Source organism: Micromonospora sp. NPDC049374, assembly GCF_040677165.1.
In the GTDB taxonomy this organism is placed as follows: Bacteria; Actinomycetota; Actinomycetes; order Mycobacteriales; family Micromonosporaceae; genus Micromonospora.
In genome coordinates this window covers 202,580-226,047 of the sequence record NZ_JBFAQH010000002.1, presented here as the reverse complement: position 1 = coordinate 226,047, position 23,468 = coordinate 202,580, and the positions used below count along the sequence as shown (strand labels likewise).

Here is a 23,468-nt window from a genome sequence, read left to right as displayed (position 1 = left end):
CACGCGACGACGCGTCAGCTCTCAGGCACAGATGACGTGGACGCCGGCCGCGCGGAAGGCGTCGACCACCTCGGGCGCGGCGCCGGAGTCGGTGACAAGCGTCTCGACCCGGTCGACCGGACAGATCCGGGCGAAGGCGTGACCGCCCAGCTTGGACGAATCCGCGATGATCACCACCCGCTTGGCCCGCGCCACCATGAGGTTGTTCATCGCCGCCTCGCCCTCGTGGTGAGCCGCCGCACCGAGCAGTGGATCGATGGCGTCCACCCCGAGCAACGCCACGTCCAGGGTGACCTCACGCAGCAGCGCCCCGCCCAGCGGGCCGACCAGTTCGAAGGACTTGGGCCGCACCACGCCGCCGGCCACCACGACCTTCATCCGGGACCGGACGAGCAACTCGTTTGCGATGTTCAGCGCGTTGGTGACCACTGTCAACTGGGCACCCTCGGCGTTGGTGTTGAGGTCCGGCCGCACGGCCAGCGCCCGGGCCACCTCGGTACTCGTGGTGCCGCCGTTGAGGCCGACCACCGTGCCCGGCGAGACGAGCGCCGCCGCCGCCGCGCCGATGCGCTGCTTCTCCGCCGAGTGCTTGGCCGTCTTGTAACGCAGCGGCAGGTCGTACGAGACCCCGTTGGCGACCGCCCCACCCCGGGTACGCGTGATCATCTGCTGTTGCGCGAGTTGGTCGAAGTCCCGACGGATGGTCGCCTGGGAGACGTCGAGCCGTTCGGCGGCCTCCTCCACGGTGACCCGGCCCGAGTCGGTAAGCATTTCGAGCAGGGCGTTCCATCTCGCATAGCGGTCCACCCCGGGCCTCCCGTGTCTGCACGATCGGTGCTTGGTTGCGTGCACAGTAGTGCTCGAAACTACGAAGATGCAAAAACCACCTCTGCTCGATCGCTGCCGTGGTTGCCATTTCCGGTAGGTTTCACGCAGAATGGCGCGCGAAAGACGGGATTAACGAGCCGTAATGCGCAAGGCTCCGCCTGCGAGGAGTTCTCATGGCGTACGTCCACGCGGAGATCGCGAGCCAGCCGGACTGCTGGCGCCAGGCGAGCGAGCTGGCTCCGGCGATGCTCGACCGCCTCCCCCACCCCGGTGAGCGGGTCGCCGTCGTCGGCTGCGGCACGTCATGGTTCATGGCCATGGCGTACGCGGCCCGCCGAGAGGCCGCCGGCCAGGGTGAGACCGACGCCTTCCAGGCCAGCGAGTTCCCCGCCGGCCGCCACTACGACCGGCTGTTGGCGATCACCCGCTCCGGTACCACCACGGAGGTGTTGGACCTGCTCGCCGCGCTGCGCGGCCGGATCCCGACCACGGTGCTGGTCGGCGATCCCGGTTCACCGGTGGTGGAGACCGCGGACGCCGCCGTCACCCTGCCGTTCGCCGACGAGCGCTCCGTGGTGCAGACCCGCTTCGCCACCACGGCGCTGGCGCTGCTCCGCGCCCACCTCGGCGAAAACACGACCGCCCTGGTCGCCGACGCGGAGGTCGCCGTCCGGGCTCCGCTGCCGATCGACCCGAGCCTGATCGAGCAGGTCACCTTCCTCGGTCGGGGCTGGACGATCGGGCTGGCCCAGGAGGCCGCGCTCAAGTGCCGCGAGGCGGCCACCTTCTGGGCCGAGGCGTACCCCGCGATGGACTACCGGCACGGCCCCATCTCGGTGGCCGCTCCCGGCCGGCTGGTCTGGGCCTTCGGCGACTTGCCCGACGGGCTACCCGAGGACGTCGCCGCCACCGGCGCGTCCTTCGCACACAGCCGCACCCACGGCTACCACACGGTGCTCGGCCGGTGGGCCGCCGGGCGTACCCCGGTCGACCCGATGGCCGACCTGATCCTGGCCCAACGCTTCGCCGTCGCGCTGGCCACCAGCCGCGGCCTCGACCCCGACGCGCCCCGGCACCTGAGCCGGTCCGTGGTTCTCACGTGATCGGAGAGGTTGCCGTCGCGCTGGACGTGGGCGGCACCGGGATGAAGTGCGCGCTTGTCGACGCGGACGGTGCCGTGCGGCACGCCGAACGACACCCCACCGACGCCGGGCGCGGTCCCGACGCCGTGGTCGAGACGATCCTGACAGTGGCCGAGGGACTCGCCGGCAGGGCGCGCGCGGACGGGCTCACGCCGACCGCGCTCGGCATCGTGGTGCCCGGCGTCGTGGACGAGGCGCGCGGCGTCGCGGTCTGGTCGGCGAACGTCGGCTTCCGGGACGTGCCCCTGCGCGACCTGGCGTCCGCGCGGCTCGGCCTACCCACGGCGCTCGGCCACGACGTGCGCGCCGGTGGTCTCGCCGAGGCGCGGTTGGGCGCCGGCCGGGACGCCGGGCACGTGCTCTTCGTGGCGATCGGTACCGGCATCGCCGCCGCGCACGTGGTAGCCGGCTCGGCCGCCACCGGGGCACACGGTGCCGCCGGGGAACTCGGTCACATTTTGATCCGCCCGGACGGGCCGGTCTGCGGTTGCGGACGGCCGGGCTGCCTGGAGGCGATGGCCTCCGCCGCATCCGTCGCCCGCCGCTACGCCGAACTGACCCGCACGGACGCCGACCCGGGTGCGGGTGCGACCACCGCACCGGACGGTGGGTCCGCCGCCGGGTCGGGCTCGGGGCGGACCATGGTGACCGCCGCCGAGGTGGCCGCTCGGGCAGCGGCCGGCGAGGAAGTGGCCACCCGGGTCTGGCGGGAGACGGTCGAGGCACTGGCCGACGGCCTCGCCACCGCCCAGGCCCTGTTCGACGTGGCGACAATCGTCCTGGGCGGCGGCCTGGCCCAGGCCGGCGCCGGGCTGTTCGACCCGCTGCGTGCCGCGCTGCGGGACCGGCTGACCTTCCACCGGGAGCCGCGACTGGTCCCGGCCGTCCTCGGCGACGAGGCGGGCTGCCTCGGTGCCGCCCTGCTCGCCCTCGACCAGTTGGAGACGCCATGACCGTACGGGTGAACGGCAAGGTGGTGACCCCCGGCGGGGTGATCTCGCAGGGTTGCGTCGAGGTCAAGGGCGACCGGATCAGTGCGGTCGCCGAGTACCCGTCGGTGCGCGACGGGCACTGGATCGTGCCCGGGTTCGTGGACATCCACAGCCATGGCGGCGGCGGGCACACCTTCACCACCGGCGACGCCGACCAGGCACGGGCCGCCGCCGCGTTCCACCTGCGGCACGGCACCACCAGCCTGCTGGCCAGCCTGGTCAGCTCCCCGTTCGAGCTGATGCGCTCGGCCACCGCCGCCTTCGCGCCGCTGGTCCGCGACGGCGTGCTGGGCGGCATCCACTTCGAGGGGCCCTACCTCTCCGCCGCCCGGTGCGGCGCGCAGAACCCGGAATTCCTGCGGGATCCCTCCACCGACAAGCTGACCGAGCTGATCAAGATCGGTGACGGAACGGTCCGGATGGTCACCCTCGCCCCCGAGCGTGCCGGCGCGCTGGAGGCCATGGAACTGCTCACCCGGCACGGGGTGGTCGCCGCCGTGGGCCACACCGACGGCACGTACGAGCAGACCTGCGCCGCCGTGGCGGCGGGCGCGACCGTCGGCACCCACCTGTTCAACGGAATGCGCCCGGTACACCACCGCGAGCCCGGACCCGTGGTGGCGCTGCTCGGCGCGCCGAACGTGATCTGCGAGCTGGTCGCCGACGGGGTGCACCTGCACGAGGGGACGCTCACCTTCGCCACCTCGACCGCCGGACCGGAACGGTGTGCGCTGGTCACCGACGCGATGGCCGCCGCCGGCATGCCGGACGGCGAGTACGAGCTGGGCGGCCAGGCGGTGACCGTGAGCGACGGGGTGGCCCGGCTCTCCCGCGACGGGGCGATCGCGGGGAGCACGCTGACCATGGACGCGGCGCTGCGCAGGGCGGTCGCCGCCGGGGTCTCGGTCCCCGACGCGGTACGCATGGCGTCCACCACGCCGGCCCTCGCCGTCGGCCTCGGTGACCAGGTGGGCACCCTCCAGGTCGGGCTCCGCGCCGACCTGGTGGTGCTCGACGACGACCTGGAGATCGTCCGGGTGATGCGGGCCGGCGCCTGGGTGGAGTGACCCGTCAGCCCGCGGAGATCTCCACGCCGAGGACGGCCTGCTCGTCGGGGCGGTGCACCAGCACGTCCGACAGGAACGACTGCACCGCGTGGCGCATCCCGACGTCCCGACCGGCCTGCTCGGAGAGCAGCCACTTGTGCTCGATGATCTGGGCGAACAGCTCCTGTGGCTCCAGCTTTCGTCGCAGGTGCGCGGGTACCGCCCGGACCACCGGCTCGAAGACCTCGGTCAGCCAGCGGTGCGCGGCCTGCTGCTCGTCGGTCAGGTCGCTCTCCGCCCGGTACGCGTCGAGGTCGTTGAGCAGCTTGCGGGCCTGGTTCTCCTCGGCATCCAGCCCGGTGAGGCGGAGCAGCCGACGATGGTGGTACCCGGCGTCGACCACCTTCGGCCGGATCAGGTAGCGACCGTTGTCGATTGTCGACATGGCCACCTCCGCCACGTCGAAGCCCAGCTCGTTGAGCCGACGGATACGCCCCTCGATGTCGTGCCGGGCCGCACGCTCGACCTGCTGCTCGTAGGTGATCTCGTGCCAGAGCCGCTCGTAGCGCTGCACCACCTCCTCGCAGACCACCTCGGGGTCGATCGAGTCGTGCAGCAGGCCGGCGGCCTGAAGGTCGAGCGCCTCTCCGAAGATGTTGACCCGGGCGATCTCCAGGTCCTCGCCACGCTGGCCGTTGGAGAGCACGCTGCGCAGCGCGCCGGTCTCGGCGTCGACCAGGTACGCGGCAAAGGCGCCCGCGTCCCGCCGGAACAGCGTGTTCGACAGCGAGCAGTCGCCCCAGAAGAAGCCGGTCAGGTGCATCCGGACCAGCAGCGCGGCGAGCGCGTCGAGCAGGCGCCCCATCGTCCCCGGCCGCAGCGTGTGGGAGAACAACGCCCGGTACGGCAGCGAGAACTGAAGGTGACGGGTGATCAGCACGGGGTCCAGCGGCTCACCGGCGTCGGACTCCCGGTCGGCGACGATCGCCACCGCCTTCACCGACGGGAAGTCGATCCGTTCCAGGGCGCGCAGCAGGTCGTACTCCCGCTCGGCCACCCGTTCGCCGGTCTCCTTGACCGCGTAGACGTGCCCGCCCAACTGCACGAACCGCACCACGTGCCGGGAGATGCCCTGGGGCAGCGCGACCAGGTGCTCGGCCGGCCACTGCTCCAGCGGTGTCGACCAGGGAAGGTCGAGCAACGCCGGGTCGACGAGGGCCGAGGTGATCCGCACGGCGTCAAGTTTGACGTTTCCGCCGCCGGAACGCCTCCCTACGTGGCTCGGCCCACAGTCGCCACCCACCGGACGCACCGCGCGGGCCGGTAGCGTGATCGGCGTGCGGGAGACGACATCGGTACGCCGCAGCATCCGCCTGGCGCCGGTACGCCCGGCCGGCTGGTGGTTCGACGCCGCCCTGCTGGCGGGGTTCGTGGCACTGACCGCCGCGCTCGCCCGCGGTCACCTGCTCGGTCTCGACCTCGCCGTCAGCGAGTGGGCCTTCACCCACGACCCGACCCCGCTGTACTGGACCGCCCGGGTGTTCAACCTGCTCGGTCAGGGCGGCGGGCTGCTGCTGCCGCTCTCCGGCGCGCTGGCGGTGGCGGTGGCCTGGCGCCGCCGCACGATCCGGCCGTTCCTACTGGTCGCGGGCGCCTTCCTGGTCACCATGGTGACAATCGGTCCGCTCAAGCTCTGGACCGACCGGGCGGCACCCACCGCCTCGGTCAAGGAGCCGTTCCTGTCCCCGGACGAGGCCGTGCAGATCTTCAATCACCTGCCGGCCGGTGCCTACTCGATGTCGTACCCGTCCGGGCACGTGGCCAACGCGATCGTCTGGTACGGCGTGATCGCCCTGCTGCTGGTCTCGCTGACCTTCGGTCGGCTACCGGCCGGCGTGTACCGGCTGGTGCGTTACGCGCCGCCGGGGATCCTGCTGGTCACCACCACCTACCTCAACTTCCACTGGCTCACCGACGGGCTGGCCGCCCTGCTGCTGGGACTGCTGCTGGACCGGCTGCTGCACCGGGTGCCCTGGGACGATCTGCCGCTACCCGGTCGCCTTCGGCAGTGGAACGGGCCGTTCGCCCGGCACCGGTAGGGTGCCGGCGTGGACCGACTCGCGCGCCGGCTGGGCGTACCGGACGCCGTCGTCATCGGCCTCGGGTCGATGCTCGGCGCGGGCATCTTCGTGGTCTTCGCGCCCGCCGCCGCAGCGGCCGGCGGCACCGGCCTGCTGGTCGCCCTGGCCCTGGCCGGGTTCATCGCCTTCTGCAACGCGATCAGTTCCGCCCGGCTGGCCGCCCGCTATCCCGAGTCCGGCGGCACGTACGTCTACGGTCGGGAGCGACTGAACCCGTTCGCCGGGTTCCTCGCCGGCTGGGGTTTCGTCATCGGCAAGACGGCCAGTTGCGCGGCGATGGCGCTGACCATCGGCGCATACCTCTGGCCGGGGCAGGCCCGGCTCGTCGCGGTGCTGGCGGTGGTCGCGGTGACCGCGGTGAACCTGCGCGGTATCGGCAAGACCGCCGCCGCCACCCGGATCCTGGTGGTCCTGGTGCTCGCCGTGCTAGCGCTCGTCGCGGTGGCCGGTACGACAAGCGTCTCGATCGACCGGATCGGCCAGCCCGGCGGGACCGTCCGGGGCGTGCTCACCGCTGCCGGACTGCTCTTCTTCGCCTTCGCCGGGTACGCCCGGATCGCCACCCTCGGTGAGGAGGTACGCGATCCACAGCGCACCATTCCCCGGGCGGTGCCGTTGGCGCTCGGTCTGGTGCTGGTGATCTACCTGATCCTGGGGGTGGTCGCCGTCGGCGTCCTCGGCGCGGACCGGCTGGCCGCCTCCGCCGCGCCTCTGGCCGACGTAGTGGGTGCGGTCGGGCTGCCCGGCCTGGAGTGGGTGGTCCGGGCCGGCGCGACCGTCGCGGTGACCGGGGTGCTGCTCTCCCTACTGGCCGGGGTGGGTCGCACCACGCTGGCGATGGCCCGCCACCGGGACCTGCCCGCCGGGCTGGCCGCCGTGCACCCCCGGCACCAGGTGCCGCACCGGGCCGAGCTGGCGGTGGCCGCCGTGGTGATCCTGGTCGTCGTGCTCGGCGACGTGCGAGGGGCGATCGGCTTCTCCGCCTGCACGGTGCTGGTCTACTACGCCATCACCAACGCCGCGGCGTTGACCCTGGGGCGGGAGCCGGAGCGCAAGCTGCCGGTGCAGGCGCTCGCCGTGGCGGGGCTGGTCGGCTGCGTACTGCTCGCCGTCAACCTGCCGCTGTCCAGCGTGCTCGCCGGTTTCGGCGTGCTCGCCCTCGGCGCCGCCTGGTACGCCCTCCGGTCAGCCCGTCGCTGACCAGGTCACTCCGTCTCCCGGGGGTGACCGGTGCCGACGTAGGTCAACCAGACCGTGCGGCGCTCATCGTCAACGAGGTACCAGATGCGGCCCCCGCCGGTCACCTCGTACTGCCAGCGCTCCAGTTCCTGGCCCTTCCAACCGGCTGACGCGAGCGTCCCCTTGAGGCGGTGCTGACGCTCCGGTGAGGTACGCGAACGTGGGGCGACCCGGAGGGTTTCGAAAGCACGCCGCAGATTTCCCGGTGCCTGCCGGGCGAGGTGTTCCCAACCGTCGGCTGCCGCCGAATCCGCGAAGCGCAGGTCGAACTCACCCGCCAGGGCAGGAGGTGCGGCGCGGTCGCCTCGCTTCGGGCTCATCTGTCCGAACCTGGGGCCGGCACCGGCCCGAGGTCACCCGACGGTTCACGGGTCACCCGCTCCAGCAGGACGGGATCCGCGTAGATCTCGGCGGTGTGCCGCCACTGCGTCAACAGGACGGCGACCGGCGACAGATTCTCCAGCGATGCCGCGCCCTGGGCAACCGTGACCAGTTCCCTCAGCAGTTCCGTGACGTCCTCCGGCGGAAGGAAGGCGACCCACGGCAACGCCTCGCCGAGGACCCGGCGTACGACCTCGGTCGACTCCGACCGGACAAGACCGGCCAGCAATCGTGCGGTGAAATCGATGACCACGGCGTCCCGTTCCATTTGATCGGCGGACGTCAGGGCCAGATCATCAGCACCGCGCCGACGCAGCCGTAGCGCCCGCACCTCACCAAGCCGCTCGGCGGCGGCGGCGGGACGGTGGAGGAACTCGCTGAACGGAAGCTCTTCGTAGACTGCGGACACGACTTCCACACTACCGTGGAAGTCGGCTGGGCGTCACTCCGTCGCTTCGCGCGGTACCGGGGTGCCGGAAGGCGGTAGCGGCTCCGGTGGTGCGACCTCGCGCAGCAACGCGTTCAGGCCGGCCCGGCGGGCCACCACGGTCAGCCGGTCACCCGCCACGATCACCATCCGCGGGTCCGGCGACCAGTCCAGGCGCTGCCCGGCCCGGGCGTGTGCGAGCAGGCGTACGCTGCCGGCCCGCCCGACGGTCGCGAGCGTACGACCGTCGAGGTCCGAACCGGCGGCCACCGGGACCTCGGTGACCAGCAACGCGTGCCGGCCCACCGGGATCGTGGCGATCACCGCCCGGTCCAGCAGGGCGGCGGCGAACGACGGCGCCGCCAGGTAGGAGACGCTGCGCGAGGTGCCGATGCCGAACGCCCGCTGCACGCGTTCGGCGAAGTCGCCGTCGAAGAGCCGCAGCACCACCCGGAGCTGGTCGTCGAGAGCCCGGGCGTTGAGCGCGGCCCGCAGGTTGGCCCCGTCGTCGGTGGAGACCACCACCAACGCCTGGCAGGTCGCCACCGAGGCGGCCCGCAGCGTCTCCTCCTGCGCCGCGTCGCCCACCACCAGCGGTACGCCGAGCCGCCGGGCCAGCCCGGCACCGCGCGCGTCCGCGCTCTTGTCGATCGCCACCACCTCGACGCCGAAGTCGTTGAGCTGGGCCATCACCCGGGTGCCGATGTTGCCGAGCCCGACCACCACGACATGCCCGGAGCGCTCGGGCAGGATCCGCCCGGTGTGCAGCGCCAGTCGGGCGTTCACCACCCCGTCGACCACCACCGCCGTGATCAGCGGGATCAGCGCCAGCCCGGCGAGGTTGAGCACCACCTGCATGACCTGCTCGGCGGCCGACTTGGCGGTGTCCGGATCCTGCCCGGTCAGGGTGGTGACAAGCGTCAGGTAGAGCGCGTCGCCCCAGCCGACGTGGGCCGCGTTGGCGTACAGCCCGCCCAGGGCGGCCACCATGGCGAGCAGCACGAGCACCGCAATCCCGATCTTCCGGGTGGCGAAGCTGCGGATCGCCCGGAGCACCATCGCCACCGGCCGACGCCGCCGCCGTGCCCGGACCAGCCGCCGCGCGGCCAGTTCGGTGCCGGCCGGCCGGCCGACCGCCTCGGCGAGTACCACGTCGGCTTCCCGGTCGTCTGCCGGCAGCACCAGATCCTGCTGGGCGTCGCGAGTGTCGGCCACCCCGCAGACGATCTCGCTCGGACGTACGTCGTCGCGGCGGGCCACGTAGAGGGTGCGCCCGCCGTGCCGGAAGTGCGTCGGCGCGACCTCGCCGAGCGCGGCGGCCACGAAGGCCGGCGCGGCCATCGAGGCGTCCGAGAGCACCGCCGAGTCGGGGAAGATCTGCCGTACGCCGTTGGCCAGGCCGGTGTTGAACATCCGCACCACCAGGCGCAGCCGAGGCTCCACCTCCTGTGCGCAGAGCGCGGCATGCATGTTGCCCACGTCGTCCTGGTGCAGCAGGGCCAGCCCCGCGGCCTCGGCCAGCCCCGCCCGGCGGAAGGTGACCTCGTCCAGCCGGTCGGCCCGGATCACCTCGATGCCCGGCAGGTCACGGCCGTCCGGCCCGGGAGAACGCCGACGGTCCGGCACGATCAGGGTGATCCGTACCCGGCCGGCCTGTGTCTCGCCGGCGAGCATCGTCCGCACCACCCAGTAGGCGAGTGGATCCTGCCCACAGATCACGTAGTGCGCCCGGGACTCCCCGTTGACCCGCAACCGGCGGCTGGCCCGCAGGGCCCGATCGAGCAGCGGCTCCGCCATGCCCCGCATGGTAGTCAGCCGGTCGCAGCCCGCGCAGCCCGTCATGATCGTGGCTGCCGCGACGCGGCATGTCCTGGCCGGCGACGGGTAGGGGCAGCGGCATGCAGACCTTCCTGCCGTACCCGGACTTTCTGGCCAGTGCCCGGGCGCTGGACCAGCGACGGCTCGGCAAGCAGCGGGTGGAGGCGATCCAGGTGCTACGCGGGCTGACCTGGCCCACGTACGGCTGGCGCAACCACCCGGCGGTGAAGATGTGGGCCGGGTACGAGGAGGCCCTGACCCGGTACGGGCTGGACATCTGCTCGGTCTGGTGCGCGGCCGGCCGCGCCGACACCTGCGCCACCACGTTGACCGTCGACCTGGCCGCCGCCTGCGGCGTCGAGCAGGTCCGCACCCAGCAGGAACTCGCCCTCGCCGGGGAGCTGCCACCGTGGCTCGGCCGGACCGAGGTGCATCTGAGTCACCGTTCGTCGCTGCTCCGCAAGGATCCGGCGCACTACCGCCCCATCTTCGGCGACGACGTCCCCGACGACCTGGACTACGTCTGGCCGAACTCCGACCGCCCTCGCCGCTGCCTGCGATGAACGGAGAGGCACACTGACCGGGGAGGTTCCCCATGACGCTGTCGCAGTTGGCCGGACGGTTCATCGGCGTACGTCGGCACCGGGTCGACCCCGGCGGAGGTGGTGCCCCCCGCGTGCCGCATCCGGTCACCGCGGTGGTCGTCGGCGGCGGCATCGCCGGCATGTCCGCAGCGGTGGTACTCGCCGAACGCGGCGTCGAGGTGACCGTGCTGGAGGCCGCACCCACCCTGGGCGGCCGGCTCGGTGCCTGGCCGGAAACCCTCGCCGACGGTACCCGTCAGGTCAACGAACACGGCTTCCACGCCTTCTTCCGGCAGTACTACAACTGGCGGAACATCCTGCGCCGGATCGACCCGGCGCTGCGTTTCCTGCAAGCCGTCCCCGGCTATCCGGTGCTCAGCGCCCAGTGGCCGACCGAGGAGTTCGGGCGGCTGCCGCCCGCGCCACCGGCGAACCTGCTCACCCTGCTCGCCCGCAGCCCCAGCCTGCGCCTGCGGGACCTGCGCGGGATGGACCGCGACGCGGCCCTGCCACTGCTGACGTACGACCCGGTCCGCACCTACGCCGAGTTCGACCACACCACCGCCGACGACCTGCTCGACTCACTGCGCCTGCCCGATCGGGCCCGGGCGATGCTGTTCGAGGTCTTCTCCCACTCGTTCTTCAATCACGAGGCGGAGATGTCGGCCGCCGAGATGATCGCGCAATTCCACTTCTACCTGCTCGGCAACCCGGAAGGGCTGGCCTTCGACTGCCCCGACGAGGACTACGCCACGTCGATCTGGGGGCCGCTGGCCGGGCACGTCGAGCGTCACGGCGGCCGGGTCCGCACCGACGAGCCGGTCACCGGGCTGCACCGTGATCCCGACGGCTGGCAGGTGCACAGCGCGCGCGGCACGTACCGGGCCGGACACGTCGTACTCGCCGTCGACCCGCCCGCACTCGCCGCCCTGGTCGCGGGCTCGCCGTCGCTGGCCGAGCAGGCCCCGACGCTGGCGGCGGCGATGCCCGCGTACGGTCGGCCCGGCCCGCCGTACGCGGTCGCCCGCTACTGGTGCGACGGCGACGTCGACGCTGGTCGGGCGATCTTCAGTGGGGTGTCTCGACAGACCACGCTGGACTCGGTGACGCTGTACCACCGGCTGGAGCGAGAGTCCCGCCACTGGGCCGAGCGGACCGGCGGCTCGGTGGTCGAATTGCACGCGTACGCCTGCGAGCCGGACGTGCCCGCCACCGAGCTGGCCGAACGGATGCGTGCCGAACTGGCCGTGCTCTGGCCGGAGACGACGCGGCTACGGGTACGCGAACTGCGTGCCCGGGTCGAGGCGAAGGCGCCGGCCTTCACGCCGGGCAGCCACGCGGGACGTCCGGGTGTCCGCACCGACGCCGCCGGTGTCTACCTGGCCGGCGACGGCATCGGCACCGACTTCCCCAGCGCCCTGATGGAACGGGCGGCGGCCACCGGCGTCCTCGCGGCGAACCACATCCTGCGTGCCGAGGGCGGTGCCGCCGAGCCGATCCACTCGATCCGGCCGCGGGGCCTGCTCGCCCGACGCTGACCTCCAGGGACGGCGTCAACCGCCGGCCATCGAAATGCGTTGCCGCCTCACCTCGGCCGCACCTACCGTGATCGCGCAAGGTCAACCGTCGTTCCGGGTTCGCCAGGTCCGGGCCGGCCGGCGGGCACAGGGGGCGGCGTTGCATTGGCGCCGCGCCCGCCGGCCCCGGCCCGAGCGCCGCCGGCCCGGACCGAGGCTGACCCGTCGACGGCTCAGCGGGCGGCGGGCTGCGTCCAACCGAAGCGTGGTGCGCGACGCTCGTGGAAAGCCGCCACGCCCTCCCGGGCCTCGCCGCTGGCCCGCACCTGCCCGTGCCACCAGGCCATCCGACCCTCGTCGGCCCGACCGTCGACGATCTCCTTGGCGGCGGCGACGCTGAGCTGCGAACGTTCGGCGATCACACCGCTGAGCCCGTCGACCCGGGCGGCCAGGTCGGCACCGGGCAGCACCTCGTCGACCAGGCCGATCCGCAGGGCCCGGTCGGCGTCCACCAACTCGCCGGTGAAGAGCAGGTGCTTCGCCGCCGCCGGGCCGATCAGTCGGGCCAGCCGGTGGGTGGTGGGTGCCGGGTAGACCAGCCCCAGCCGGGCCGGCGGTACGCCGAAACGTGCGTCGGCCGCGGCTATCCGCAGGTCGCAGGCGACCGCCAACTGGCAGCCGCCGCCGACGCAGGCACCTCGAACGGCGGCCACGGTCGGCTTGGCGAAGGTGGCCAGCCGTTCCTCCGCCGCGACGGCGATGCTGCCGTCACCGGCGGCCAGCAGCTCGTCCAGGTCGCCCAGATCGGCACCGGCGCAGAAGGTGCCGTCGGCACCGGTGAGCACCACGACGCGTACCGCCGGGTCGACCTCCAGACCGTCGAGCAGCGCCGGCAGCCGACGCCACATGGCCGGGGTCATCGCGTTACGCCGGCCCGGATTGCGGATCACCACCGTGGCCACCGCACCCGCGACCTCGACCACCAGGTCCGCGTCCGCCACCGCCCACCGTCCCTCCGCCGCACCACGCCGTACGTCACCTGCGGCGACCTTAGCGACGTCGCCCACCGCCCCGGCCGGGTGGGCCCGATCCGGTGAGTCCCACCCGACGACCGCCGCTGTACGCCTGGTCGCAGCCCGGCATTCACCTCGGGGCCGCCCGCGCCTCCTAACGTCACCATGCGCGCATGTCGTAGCCGGCACGAGTGAGCAGGTGGTCATGCCATCCACACCCAAGGTCAGCGTGGTCATCCCCACCTTCGCCCGCCCGGAGCTGGTGAGCCGCGCGGTGCGCAGCGCCCTCGCGCAGACCGTCACCGACATCGAGGTGATCGTCGTGGTCGACGGTCCGGACGAGGAGACCGGCAAGGCCCTGGCCGAGATCGGTGACCCCCGGCTGCGCACGGTCGAGTTGCCCGGCAAGGGTGGCGCGCCCAACGCCCGCAACACCGGCGTACGCGAGGCGCGTGCCCCCTGGACCGCCCTGCTCGACGACGACGACGAATGGCTCCCCACCAAGCTCGCCGTCCAGTTGGAGCTGGCCCGCAGCGCCACGGTGGGCAGCCCGATCCTCGCCAGCCGACTGATCAACAAGACGCCCCGGGCACAGTTCGTGATGCCCCGGCGGCTGCCGGAGCCGGGCGAGCCGATCTGCGAGTACCTCACCCTGCGGCGCGGGCTGTTCCACGGCGACGGGTTCATCCAGACCTCGACCATCATGGCGCCGACCGAGCTGCTGCGCCGGGTGCCGTTCACCGTCGGTCTGCGCCGGCAGCAGGAACTGGACTGGACCGTACGCGCGATCAGCCACCCGGACGTCGAGCTGCTCATCGCCGCCGAGCCGCTGGTGCTCTGGCACCAGGACGAGGACCGGCCACGGATCAGCCTCAGTTCTCCGTGGGAGGCCCAGCTGGAGTGGCTGCGCGGGATCCGGCCACTGATCACCCCACGGGCGTACGCGGCCATCACGATGAGCATCATCAGCTCGATGGCCGCGCCCACGCGCAGCTTCCGGGTCTTCCGGCTGCTGCTCGCCGACGCCCGGCGGCACGGGCGGCCGGGTCTGGTCGACTACCTGACGTTCGTGCAGATCTGGCTGCTCCCGCCGCAGCTGCGACACCGGGTGCGTGACCGGATCCTCGGCCGTGGCCGGCGCGTTGGTCCGGCCTCGCCTGGGCAGCCCCTGAGCCCGGAGCCCGGTGCTGAGACCGGCCGGCGAGCGCCAGCTGGCACGGCGACCGGCGCGACGGGGATCGCCGGCTCCTTGACGTCAACGGGAACGGCCGGCAGCGCCGGGGCGGCGGGGATCGGGGCCGATGTCCGGCGATAGGGTCGCCGTGATCTGGCGCAGTTGCCTGCTACCGGGCTCGGAGACGTTCATCCGCAACCAGGCCGACGCGCTGCCCACCTGGCGTCCGGTCTACCTGGGCGCCGTCCGGGTGGCCTCACCGCTGTCCCGGGACAGCGACGTGGTGCTGTGCCCGGACACGCCGCGTGGCCGGCGCGAGTGGCTGCGGTTGCGGCTGACCGGCGGCTCGCCCCGGCTGCGTCGGCTGCTGGCCCGCCTGCGACCCGGGTTGGTGCACGCGCACTTCGGCGGAGACGGCTGGTTGGTCAGCCGCACCGCCGAGCGGCTGGGCGTCCCGCTGGTCGTCACCCTGCACGGTCTCGACGTCACCCGGCAGGCCGCGGTACCCGGTCCACGCGGCGCTCGGCACCGGCGGAACCTGCGGATCATGTTCGGTCGGGCCGCGCTGATCCTGGCCGTCTCCGAGGCGATCCGGGACCGGGCGGTGGCGCTGGGAGCGGATCCGGCGAAGGTCCGCGTACATCACACGGGAGTGCCGGTGCCGCCGGAGCCGGCGGCCGGGCCGAAGCGGTGGGACGTGGTGTTCGTCGGTCGGTTCGTCGAGAAGAAGGGGATCGAGGATCTCGTCGAGGCGCTGGGCATGCTGTCCGAACTGCGCCCCCGCGTGCTGCTCCTCGGCACCGGCCCGCTGCACGAGCGGTTACGCGTCCGCGCCGCACAGTTGGGCGTGAACGCCACGTTTCCCGGCGCGCTGCCGCCGCCCGAGGTGATGCGGCACATCGCCGCGGCCCGGCTGCTCGCCGCGCCGTCGCGTACCGCGTCGGACGGCGACACCGAGGGCCTGCCCACCACGATCCTGGAGGCCTTCAGTCTCGGCGTGCCGGTCGTCTCGACGTACCACAGTGGCATCCCCGAGGCGGTCACCCACGAGTCGAACGGTCTGCTCTGCGCGGAAGGCGACCGGTCGGCCCTGGCGGCCAACCTCCGCCGCCTGCTCACCGACGCTCCGCTGTGCGACCACCTGGGCAAGGCCGCCCGTCACACCGCCGAGACCGACTTCGACCTGCACCAGCAGACCCGCCGCCTCGAATCCCTCTACGACTCCCTGCTCCCCCCACGCTGACCGCCGCGCGACGACCCCTGCGTCCGCGATCATGCAGTTGTGGTCGCCGATACACCCCTTTCATGGCGTTGTGTCGCTGCCACAACTGCATGATCGCGGGGAGGGACGGAGCCGTCAGTTGGTGGAGCGGAGGCGGCGGACGGCGGAACGGGCGGTGCGCCGGGCGGTGCGGGCACCGGCCAGCAGGAGCCGGCCGGCCCGTGCGGTGGGGGTGCCGTGCAGCAGTGAGACGATCCGGCGCAGCCGTTTCAGCTCGTCGTCACGCTCGGTCAACGTCCGTTCGTACCAGCCCTGGAGCGCGCGCGCCTCGGCCAGCTCGCGGGCCAGCCGGTCCCGGTCCATCAGCAGTTCCCGCCACCCGCCGGCACCGGCACCCGCCACGTGCTCGGCCGACGCCCCCGGTTTCCGGCCGGCCATCGTGGTCAGCATGGCGGCCAGCTCACCGGCCGGCCAGAGGTCGGCGAGCCCGGCGTCGATCAGCCGGGACGCCAGCCGTCGCAACGCGAGCATCGGCTCGGTGGCCTCGGTCAGCCCGTGCCAGGTGCCGGCCGGGGTGACGACGACCGCGTCCGCCGGCACCCCTGCCTCCGCACCGGACTGCCAGGCGGCGAGCAGCGCCCGCACCGCCGGCAGGTCCCGGCGCAGCGTCGCGGCCACCACCAGATCCTCGACGGTACGCCCCGACGGAACCGCCGCGCCGTCGGTGAACCGCCACCCGCCCACCGAAGCTTGGCGCACCTCGCGGAGCCGGCCGTGCTGCACAAGCAATGCCGCAGGCGGCGCTGCCCCGGTCTGGTCGGCCTCGACCGGGCGGGCGGCCGCGGCGTGCGGATCCGCCCGGGTCAGCGGATTCGGCAGGCGCTCGCCGAGCAGCACCCAGGCCGGCGCGAGCTCGACGGCGATCCCGTTCCGGACGGCGGATCCGGCCAGCCGAGCCGGGTCGGCCAACAACGGTGCGGCCGGCACCGCCGGCACCGGGCCCTCACCGTCGGGCGCCGGGCCGCGCGTCCCGTCGCCGAGGACGGCCTGGAGGAACCCGGTCAGGTCCGGGTCGGCCAGCAGTTCCGTTCCGACCAGGGCGGCGGGCGCGAGGGGGGACGGGAAGGCCGCCCAGGCACCGCCGATCCGCAGCCCCGCCGCCGTCAACCTGGCCCGTAGCCGGGCCGGGCCGGCCGGACGGGTGTCGTCGTACTCGCCGAGTGCCGCCCAGTCGGAGTCGACGCTCGACGGCTGCGACGTCAGCAACCGGTGCAGCCCGAGTGGATTCTCGGCCCCGAGCAGCAACCGGCCGCCGGGCCGCAGCACCGACACCAGCAGGTCGAACGCCTCGCCCCAGGACAGCTGCGTCCCCTCGACCGAGTCGAGGCGGTCCAGCCCGTCCAGGGCGACCACGGTGTCGTACGGGGGTGTGCCGGCGAGGTTCTCCGGGCCGCCGCAGCACACCCGTACCCCGGGGCGGTCGGCGTAGCGGACGGCCAGTGCCTCGGCGTCGGGCAGTCCCCGCACCAGCACGGTCAGGTCGGCCAAGGGCAGCGCGTCGAGCAGGTGGGGATCGTGCGGCCCCACCACAAGCGTGCGGCCGGACGCGACGGACAACAGCGCCGCCAGCCCCGGCCCGCGTACCGGTCCCGGGCCGTGCGCGCCGTCGAGGTCCGACCAGGCGAGCATCTCGCCACCGAGCAGGTGCACCTCGCTCATCGACCAGCCTCCGCGCCGTGCCGCTCGGGTGCCGGAGCAGGCCGCGTCGCCTCGCCGCCGGTCACGCTGCCGTGATGCGCGCCGCCGGTCACGCCGCCGTGATGCGCGCCGCCGGTCACGCCGCCGTGGTGCTCGTCGCCGCGGTGCTCGTCGGCGGACCGGACCGTGGGGGCCTGGTGCCGGTCGGCGGGCTCGGGCCAGCGGAACAGCCGGCGCAGCTCGGCCGGTGGCAGCAGCCGGTCGGCACCCAACTCGGCGACCGCCAGGGCTCGGGCGCTGTCCGAGTCGACCTGCGGGCCGTGCAGCCCCGCCCACTGGCGGCGAATCCGTGGCTGGCCACCCCAGATCGGCGCCTCACCGGCCAGCTGCATCGGATCGCCGTAGACGGCCGGTTCACAGCCGGCCAGGATGCCGTAGAAGACCGCACTACACAGCCGGTTCGAGGCGACCCGGCGGTGCCGGCGCAGCTCGGCCAGTTGCCGGTGGAGGAATCCCGGGTCGAGATCACGCCACCGGCCACCCCGGTAGCCGTGGCAGACGACCCGGAAGCCGGCCCGCTCGTAGTGCTGGCGTACCCGGGTCGACCGGTACTCCTGCCAGTAGAGGCAGACCGTCACCGGCCCCGGTTCGACGGCCCGGATCTCGTCGACCAGCCGGTCGTGGTCACCGACGACCGGCTGCCCCTCCCAGCCGTGGAAGGGGTACCAGATGGTGCCCTCCCGCCGTTGCGGGTCGTCCGGTTCCATCGCCAACAGGTACGCCCACGGGGAACCGACCACGTACGTCTGTCGGCGGCCAAGGGACCAGGCTCGCCGCCGGGTCCGCTCCGACCACAGGAACAGCGGTACGCCCGGCACGAACTCGTGGTCGTACGCCATGCCGTCGCCGATGTTCCAACCGTGCTGAAGGTAGCCGTGGATGCGGGGTGGATCCCGGTCGTCGAGCCCGCAGTAGCGGGCCAGCACGTGGGAGTGCCCGTAGTAGTGGTTGGCATGGTGCACGGTGGCGGGCGCCCCTGGTCGTGGTGACGGGTCACGGCGTGACGGGTGGAGGCGGAGCCTAACGGGCCCGTCTGAACACCCGGCCACGCCGAGATGTCCGCCCGGTGTGCCATGCGTGATACGGATGGAGCCCCCGGCCGGGATCGAACCGGCGACATCCCGCTTACAAGGCGGGTGCTCTGGCCAGCTGAGCTACAGGGGCATTGTGTCGTGGCCAGCATAGCGACCGGCGTCAGGTTTTCCTGCTCGGCAGGGGTCCCGAGCATGGGAAACGTCAACATCCCGACGCGTGGGCGTCGATTCGTGTCCGACCGTGCCCGAGTGACCGGAATGCGAATGCTTCGGAAGTACCGGTCGACCGTGGACCTTGGCATTGTGGCGAAAGCCGTTTACCGTGCAGTGACACGGCCGACACGGGTCCGCCCCGCGCTGGCTGTGGCGCCGGTACGGGCATCCGTGCCGGTCGCTCCTTCACTCGGATCGTCCGGCACGTTCCTGCCGGTGAAAGGAAGCGTCCCCCCTCATGGCTACGGTCACCTACGCGAAGGCGTCCCGGATCTACCCGGGCACCGAACGCCCCGCGGTCAACCAGCTCGACCTCCAGATCGGCGACGGCGAGTTCCTCGTCCTCGTCGGCCCCTCCGGTTGTGGTAAGTCCACCAGCCTGCGCATGCTCGCCGGCCTGGAGGATGTCGACGACGGCGCGATCTACATCGACGACCGGGACGTCACCCACCTGCCGCCGAAGGCCCGCGACATCGCGATGGTCTTCCAGAACTACGCCCTCTACCCGCACATGACGGTGTACGAGAACATGGCGTTCGCGCTCAAGCTGCGCAAGACCTCCAAGTCGGAGATCGACCGGCGGGTCAAGGAGGCGGCGGCGCTGCTCCAGCTGGAGGAGTACCTCAGCCGTAAGCCCAAGGCGCTCTCCGGCGGTCAGCGCCAGCGGGTCGCGATGGGCCGGGCCATCGTCCGGGAGCCGCAGGTCTTCCTGATGGACGAGCCGCTGTCGAACCTCGACGCCAAGCTGCGGGTGCAGACCCGTACCCAGATCGCGTCGCTGCAGGCCAAGCTCGGCATCACCACCGTCTACGTCACCCACGACCAGGTCGAGGCCATGACCATGGGCCACCGGGTCGCGGTCATGCTCGACGGCGTGCTCCAGCAGGTCGACACTCCGCGGACGCTCTACGACACCCCGGCCAACGTCTTCGTCGCCGGCTTCATCGGCTCGCCCGCCATGAACATCAAGACCGTGCCGTTCAGCGAGCAGGGCGCGTCGTTCGCCGAGATGTCCGTGCCGCTGACCCGCGAGCAGGTCGAGGCGGCCAACGCCGAGGGTGGCAACGGCAAGGTCACCGTGGGCTTCCGCCCGGAGGACTGCGACATCGTCAGCCCGACCGAGGGTGGCATGCCGGTCGTGGTCGAGCTGGTCGAGGACCTGGGCTCCGACGCCAACGTCTACGGCCACGCCGCGCTCGACGGTGCCTCCGAGCGGTTCGTGGTCCGCACCGACCGTCGGACCATGCCGAACATGGGCGACACGATCTTCGTGAAGCCGCGTACCGGCCAGAGCCACGTCTTCCACGCCGCCACCGGGCAGCGCATCTGAGATAGCAGCCGAAAGGGGCGGTCCGCCGATGGCGGGCCGCCCCTTTTCGCGTACGCTCTCCGGTTTCTCAGCCCTCGACGGCCCGGCGGCGCGCCACCTCGGCCAGGGTGACGGCGGCGGCGACGCTCGCGTTGAGCGACTCCACCTCGGAGATCATCGGGATGCTGACGGTGAGGTCGCAGGTCTGCCCGACCAGACGGGACAGCCCTCGCCCCTCCGAGCCGACCACCACCACCAGCGGACCGACGGCGGCCTCCAGGTCGTACAGGTCCGTTTCCCCGTCGGCGTCCAGGCCGACCACCATGAACCCGGCGTCCTGGCAAGCCTTCAGCGAGCGGGTCAGGTTGGTCACCTGGGCCACCGGCACCCGGGCCGCCGCGCCCGCGCTGGTCCGCCAGGCGGTCGCGGTGATCCCGGCCGCCCGCCGCTCCGGTACGAAGACACCCTGCGCGCCGAACGCCGCAGCGGAGCGGATCACCGCGCCGAGGTTACGCGGATCGGTGACCCCGTCCAGCGCCACCAGCAGCGGTGCCGGCTGTTCCAGCGCGGCGGCGACCAGGTCCTCGAAGGGCTCGTAGGCGAACGGCGGCACCTGGAGACCGACGCCCTGGTGCAGCACGCCCCCGGTCATCCGGTCCAGCTCGGCGCGGCTGACCTCAAGGTTCGCGATGCCCCGGTCAGCGGCGGTACGGATGATCTCCTTGACCCGGTCGTCGACGTCGATGCCCTGCGCCGTGTAGAGCGCGGTCGCCGGAACCTGGGTACGCAGCGCCTCCAGCACGGGGTTGCGACCGACCAGCAGCTCCTGGGTGTCCTTCGCCGGGTTGGACTTGCGGCCCGGCGCTACCCGGGGGCCGCTGCGCCCCGCGGGCTGCTTGCCCCGGACCGGCTTCGCGACGGCCGCGCCCCGGCCGCCGCCCTTGCCCCAGGTGGTGTCCTTGCTGCCGGGCTGGCCGATCTTCGGGGCACGCCCCTCCTCGGCGGCCGCCCGGCGCTCCTTCTCCTGCTTCCAGGCGGTGCGCTGCGGCAGCTTCTCGGTGCCCGAGTACGCCTTGTGCCAGGGCCGCTCGTCGGCCGGCAACGTCCGGCCGCGCCCGGCGAGGGAGTCCCGGTTCTTTCCGCCGGACCCCTTCGGGGCACTGGACTTCGACGCCACCCGCCGACCACGGCGCTGCGAATTGCCGGCCATCAGTCCTGCTCTCCAATAGTCCAACGCGGTCCCTGTGGGGTGTCCTCGACCACCACTCCGGCCCGCTTGAGTTGATCCCGCAGCGCGTCGGCGGCGGCCCAGTCCTTGCGGACCCGGGCCTGCGCGCGCTGTTCCAGTGCCAGGGCGATCAGGGAGTCCACCACACCACGGAGGTCGCTCGCCCGGGCTCCGCCGGTCCAGGCCGGGTCGAGAGGGTCGACTCCGAGGATATCCAGCATTGCGCGGACGCTGGCGAGCGTGGTGCGGACGGTCACATCGTCCCCGCCGGCCAGCGCGTTGTTGCCGTCCCGCAGTACCTCGTGCAGCGCCGCCAGCGCGGCCGAGGTGTTCAGGTCGTCGTCCATCGCGGCGACGAACGCGGCCGGCAGCTCGCCCAGCCCATTCGCGCCGACCCGTTCCACGGCCCGCGTCACGAAGCCCTCGATCCGCCGGTACGCGACAGCCGCCTCGCGCAACGCCTCCTCGGAGTAGTCGATCCGGGAACGGTAGTGGGCGGCCACGTAGTAGTAGCGCAGCTCGACCGGGCGCACCCCGAGGGAGGCGACGTAGTCGAGGTCGAGGGCGTTGCCCAGCGACTTGCCCATCTTCGCCCCGCCGATGCTGAGCAGCCCGTGATGCACCCAGTACCGGGCGAAGGGCAGGCCGGCGGCCTGGGACTGGGCCAACTCGTTCTCGTGGTGCGGGAAGGTCAGGTCGAGCCCCCCGCCGTGGATGTCGAACTCCGCGCCCAGATAGCGCCAGCACATCGCCGAGCACTCGATGTGCCAGCCGGGTCGGCCCCGCCCCCACGGCGACGGCCAGTAGGCGTCCGCCGGCTCATCCGGCTTGGTGCCCTTCCAGAGAGCGAAGTCGCGCGGGTCGCGCTTGCCCCGGTCCGGTGCGTCACCGGCGGACTGCATGTCGTCCGGCGACTGGTTGGACAACGCCCCGTACGACGGCCACGAGCACACGTCGAAGTACACGTCGCCCGAGCCGTCGGTGGCCGGGTAGGCATGCCCCCGCTCGATCAACTGCGCGATCAGTTCGTGCATCTCGGAAATGTGACCGGTGGCCCGTGGCTCGTAGCTCGGTGGCAGCACGTTCAGCGCCCGGTACGCCTCGGCGAGCTTCAACTCGTTCGCGTACGCGATCGACCAGAAGGGTCGCTGCTGCTCCTGCGCCTTGACCAGGATCTTGTCGTCGATGTCGGTCACGTTGCGGATGAAGGTGACCTGGAAACCGGCGGCCGTCAGCCAGCGACGCAACACGTCGTAGTTGACGCCGGAGCGAAGGTGGCCGATGTGCGGCGGTGCCTGGAGGGTGAGACCACACAGGTAGACCCCCACCTTGCCGGCTTCCCGCGGGACGAAGTCCCGCACCGATCGGGTGGCGGTGTCATACAGGCGTAGCGTCACCGTACAAGGGTAGCCGTCCGCTGTTGCCTGCCCGGTCGGAGCCTGGTAGCACCCGACCGCTCCGAGCCTGTCGATGACCACCCGCTGGCCGTACGCTGCTGGTCGTGAGCACTCCAGCGACGCCCGGCGCTGCCGTACCACCGCCGGACAGCCCGACGCCGGACAGCCCGGTGCCGAACGGCCCGGTGGGCCCGGTGGGCCCGGTGGGCTCGACACTTGCCGGCGGGCCGGCGTCAAGCGGATCGGCGTCAAGCGGGCCGGCGTCGGGTGAGTCGGCGTCGAGCGGATCGGCGTCAGGCGGGCCGGCGCGGGGTGGCGAGGCGTCGCAGACCCTGGACCGGGGGCTGCGGCTGCTGCACCTGGTGGCGGACGTCCCGGGTGGGTTGACCGTCACCGAGGCCGCGAACCGGTTGGGCATCGGTCGGGCCGCCGTCTACCGGCTGGTCGGGCCGCTGGCCGGGCACGGCATGCTGCGCCGTGACACCGACGGCCGGCTGCGCCTCGGCGCCGGGGTGCTGCACCTGGCCCGGCGGGCCCAACCGCTGCTCGCCGAGGGGGCACTGCCTGCGCTGCGGCGACTCGCCGAACAGGCCGGAGCCACCGCTCACCTCACGGTGGTGGAAGGTGGGGAGGGTGTCGCGCTGGCGGTCGTCGAGCCGAGTTGGACGTCGTTTCACGTCGCGTACCGGACCGGGGCCCGACACCCGCTGGAGCGCGGGGCCGCCGGGCGGGCCATCCTGGCGGGCCGGTCGGGCGACGCCGGCCCGGTGAGCACCGCCGGTGAGCTTCAATCAGGCGCGTACGGGGTGGCCGCGCCGGTGCTCGGGGTACCCGGCCTGGAGGCGAGCGTCGGGGTGGTGGCCCTGGCCCCGCTGGACGCCGAGACGGTCGGCGCACAGGTGCTGGCCGCCGCCACCGCCATCACCACCGCCCTGACCTGACCGCCCGCCCTGCCCCTGGCCCTACCGCCCGACACTGCCCGGCACCGCCCGGCCCGGCACCGCC

20 protein-coding genes, 1 tRNA gene and 1 pseudogene are annotated in these 23,468 nt (G+C 72.7%); 11 read left to right on the top strand and 11 right to left on the bottom strand.

Translation table 11 applies throughout. The features are described 5' to 3' along the window. Nucleotides 1-21: 21 nt before the first annotated feature. Nucleotides 22-807, bottom strand: a complete 786-nt coding sequence (locus AB0J93_RS04425) for a DeoR/GlpR family DNA-binding transcription regulator (RefSeq protein WP_093403331.1) — start codon at nt 805-807, stop codon at nt 22-24. 194 nt (nt 808-1,001) lie between these two features. On the opposite strand from AB0J93_RS04425, the gene AB0J93_RS04420 reads away from it, so the two are divergent. The 3 genes from AB0J93_RS04420 to nagA are packed head-to-tail and all read left to right on the top strand — an operon-like array spanning nt 1,002 to nt 4,029. Beyond that, entirely contained in the window at nt 1,002-1,931 is a 930-nt protein-coding gene (locus AB0J93_RS04420; protein ID WP_363918072.1) for a sugar isomerase, read from the top strand. Further along, nucleotides 1,928-2,923, top strand: coding sequence for an ROK family protein (locus tag AB0J93_RS04415; RefSeq protein WP_363918070.1), 996 nt, complete (start codon nt 1,928-1,930; stop codon nt 2,921-2,923). Before AB0J93_RS04420 ends, AB0J93_RS04415 begins: the two co-directional genes overlap by 4 nt. Next, nucleotides 2,920-4,029, top strand: a complete 1,110-nt coding sequence (gene nagA / locus AB0J93_RS04410; RefSeq protein WP_363918068.1) for an N-acetylglucosamine-6-phosphate deacetylase — start codon at nt 2,920-2,922, stop codon at nt 4,027-4,029. The genes AB0J93_RS04415 and nagA overlap by 4 nt, the downstream gene beginning before the upstream one ends. A gap of 4 nt (nt 4,030-4,033) precedes the next feature. Here the strand turns inward: nagA and AB0J93_RS04405 are convergent, their stop codons facing one another. Further along, on the bottom strand, nt 4,034-5,242 hold the full coding sequence (locus AB0J93_RS04405) for a DUF4032 domain-containing protein (RefSeq protein ID WP_363918066.1): 1,209 nt from the start codon (nt 5,240-5,242) through the stop codon (nt 4,034-4,036). A gap of 103 nt (nt 5,243-5,345) precedes the next feature. Between AB0J93_RS04405 and AB0J93_RS04400 the strand changes: the two genes are divergently transcribed. Together AB0J93_RS04400 and AB0J93_RS04395 are read left to right on the top strand one after the other, a co-directional pair. Continuing rightward, nucleotides 5,346-6,107, top strand: a complete 762-nt coding sequence (locus AB0J93_RS04400) for a phosphatase PAP2 family protein (protein ID WP_363918064.1) — start codon at nt 5,346-5,348, stop codon at nt 6,105-6,107. 9 nt (nt 6,108-6,116) lie between these two features. Next, nucleotides 6,117-7,349 (top strand): APC family permease, encoded by a 1,233-nt coding sequence (locus AB0J93_RS04395; RefSeq protein ID WP_363918062.1) that lies wholly within the window; start codon nt 6,117-6,119, stop codon nt 7,347-7,349. Between the two features lie 5 nt (nt 7,350-7,354). Here AB0J93_RS04395 and AB0J93_RS04390 read toward each other — a convergent pair whose 3' ends face one another. From AB0J93_RS04390 to AB0J93_RS04380, 3 genes are read right to left on the bottom strand one after another with little or no spacing between them, the layout of a single operon-like run. Continuing rightward, on the bottom strand, nt 7,355-7,708 hold the full coding sequence (locus tag AB0J93_RS04390) for a hypothetical protein (protein WP_363918060.1): 354 nt from the start codon (nt 7,706-7,708) through the stop codon (nt 7,355-7,357). Next, nucleotides 7,705-8,178 (bottom strand): hypothetical protein, encoded by a 474-nt coding sequence (locus tag AB0J93_RS04385; RefSeq protein ID WP_363918058.1) that lies wholly within the window; start codon nt 8,176-8,178, stop codon nt 7,705-7,707. The genes AB0J93_RS04390 and AB0J93_RS04385 overlap by 4 nt, the downstream gene beginning before the upstream one ends. 33 nt (nt 8,179-8,211) lie before the next feature. Then, nucleotides 8,212-10,002, bottom strand: a complete 1,791-nt coding sequence (locus tag AB0J93_RS04380) for an NAD-binding protein (RefSeq protein WP_363918056.1) — start codon at nt 10,000-10,002, stop codon at nt 8,212-8,214. A 92-nt stretch (nt 10,003-10,094) separates the two neighbouring features. Between AB0J93_RS04380 and AB0J93_RS04375 the strand changes: the two genes are divergently transcribed. Next, entirely contained in the window at nt 10,095-10,577 is a 483-nt protein-coding gene (locus AB0J93_RS04375) for an MSMEG_6728 family protein (RefSeq protein ID WP_363918054.1), read from the top strand. Between the two features lie 32 nt (nt 10,578-10,609). Further along, nucleotides 10,610-12,136 carry an FAD-dependent oxidoreductase gene (locus AB0J93_RS04370; protein ID WP_363918052.1) on the top strand — a complete coding sequence of 509 codons (1,527 nt, stop codon included), beginning with the start codon at nt 10,610-10,612 and terminating at the stop codon, nt 12,134-12,136. A 212-nt stretch (nt 12,137-12,348) separates the two neighbouring features. On the opposite strand, the gene AB0J93_RS04365 is transcribed toward AB0J93_RS04370, so the two are convergent. Beyond that, on the bottom strand, nt 12,349-13,116 hold the full coding sequence (locus tag AB0J93_RS04365; protein WP_363918552.1) for an enoyl-CoA hydratase/isomerase family protein: 768 nt from the start codon (nt 13,114-13,116) through the stop codon (nt 12,349-12,351). Between the two features lie 217 nt (nt 13,117-13,333). Between AB0J93_RS04365 and AB0J93_RS04360 the strand changes: the two genes are divergently transcribed. Next, nucleotides 13,334-14,443 (top strand): glycosyltransferase family 2 protein, encoded by a 1,110-nt coding sequence (locus AB0J93_RS04360; protein ID WP_363918050.1) that lies wholly within the window; start codon nt 13,334-13,336, stop codon nt 14,441-14,443. Further along, nucleotides 14,430-15,545, top strand: coding sequence for a glycosyltransferase (locus AB0J93_RS04355; protein ID WP_363918048.1), 1,116 nt, complete (start codon nt 14,430-14,432; stop codon nt 15,543-15,545). Before AB0J93_RS04360 ends, AB0J93_RS04355 begins: the two co-directional genes overlap by 14 nt. 114 nt (nt 15,546-15,659) lie before the next feature. Here AB0J93_RS04355 and AB0J93_RS04350 read toward each other — a convergent pair whose 3' ends face one another. The 3 genes and pseudogenes from AB0J93_RS04350 to AB0J93_RS04340 form a co-directional block, all read right to left on the bottom strand. Then, on the bottom strand, nt 15,660-17,243 hold the full coding sequence (locus AB0J93_RS04350) for a hypothetical protein (RefSeq protein WP_363918046.1): 1,584 nt from the start codon (nt 17,241-17,243) through the stop codon (nt 15,660-15,662). Between the two features lie 206 nt (nt 17,244-17,449). Continuing rightward, nucleotides 17,450-18,244 (bottom strand): annotated as a pseudogene (locus tag AB0J93_RS04345) (hypothetical protein); the annotation flags it as partial. Nucleotides 18,245-18,369: 125 nt separating this feature from the next. After that, nucleotides 18,370-18,446: transfer RNA gene (locus tag AB0J93_RS04340), tRNA-Thr, on the bottom strand. A gap of 321 nt (nt 18,447-18,767) precedes the next feature. On the opposite strand from AB0J93_RS04340, the gene ugpC reads away from it, so the two are divergent. Beyond that, entirely contained in the window at nt 18,768-19,859 is a 1,092-nt protein-coding gene (ugpC, locus tag AB0J93_RS04335) for a sn-glycerol-3-phosphate ABC transporter ATP-binding protein UgpC (protein ID WP_363918044.1), read from the top strand. A 67-nt stretch (nt 19,860-19,926) separates the two neighbouring features. Here ugpC and rlmB read toward each other — a convergent pair whose 3' ends face one another. Together rlmB and cysS are read right to left on the bottom strand one after the other, a co-directional pair. Beyond that, a complete protein-coding gene (gene rlmB / locus AB0J93_RS04330; RefSeq protein ID WP_363918042.1) occupies nt 19,927-21,048 on the bottom strand; it encodes a 23S rRNA (guanosine(2251)-2'-O)-methyltransferase RlmB in 1,122 nt (373 codons plus the stop codon). Further along, entirely contained in the window at nt 21,048-22,463 is a 1,416-nt protein-coding gene (gene cysS / locus AB0J93_RS04325) for a cysteine--tRNA ligase (protein WP_363918040.1), read from the bottom strand. Before cysS ends, rlmB begins: the two co-directional genes overlap by 1 nt. Before the next feature lie 332 nt (nt 22,464-22,795). On the opposite strand from cysS, the gene AB0J93_RS04320 reads away from it, so the two are divergent. After that, nucleotides 22,796-23,404: a helix-turn-helix domain-containing protein gene (locus AB0J93_RS04320; protein WP_093403684.1), complete on the top strand. Its 609-nt coding sequence runs from the start codon at nt 22,796-22,798 to the stop codon at nt 23,402-23,404. The last annotated feature ends 64 nt before the right edge of the window (nt 23,405-23,468 follow it).